Source organism: Halalkalibacter flavus, from assembly GCF_036663575.1.
Classification (GTDB): domain Bacteria; phylum Bacillota; class Bacilli; order Bacillales; family Bacillaceae_D; genus Halalkalibacter; species Halalkalibacter flavus.
In genome coordinates this window covers 1-482 of record NZ_JAWRVK010000127.1, presented here as the reverse complement: position 1 = coordinate 482, position 482 = coordinate 1, and the positions used below count along the sequence as shown (strand labels likewise).

Annotated in this window: 1 protein-coding gene; it reads right to left on the bottom strand. The window is 38.6% G+C overall.

Features of this window, described 5'->3' with window-relative positions; translation table 11 throughout:
• Nucleotides 1–104: 104 nt before the first annotated feature.
• On the bottom strand, nt 105–482 hold a 378-nt coding region (locus tag SAY88_RS24730), incomplete at its 5' end, for a transposase (protein WP_332635084.1).

Sequence of the window (482 nt, the reverse complement as noted above, 5' to 3'; positions counted from 1 at the left end):
TCTTCCTGTTTAGAGCCAAAAAAGTAAATACCCAATCAAAGGTGGTTCCATCCATTTGGAAAAATATTTACAATTAGACGGTTGCGACGACGACAGTTTGTGTATTAAGGAATGGATTTCCCTTCGATTTTCCGAAGCCAAATATATGCCGGCTTCCACAAAGAAGCTCTTAAATAACGACTAATTTGTAAGGTTTTACGCTTGCTTCTTGTCTCGAGTTGTACGAGAACATGGAGGCAAAAAACGATTAATGCGATAAACACTTGATTGTGGATCGCCCATTCACTTTGACCGTAGAACTTTTTGATGCTGAGGTGTTGCTTAATCCATTTGAAAAACAACTCAATTGCCCAGCGTGATTTATACATCTCTGAAATTTCTTCGGCACTCAAATCGAAACGATTTGTCAGTAACTGAAGTTCATTTCCTTTTGAATCAATCACTCTTAGAAGACGAAAGTAGTTCTCCGTGCGGTTTTGAGT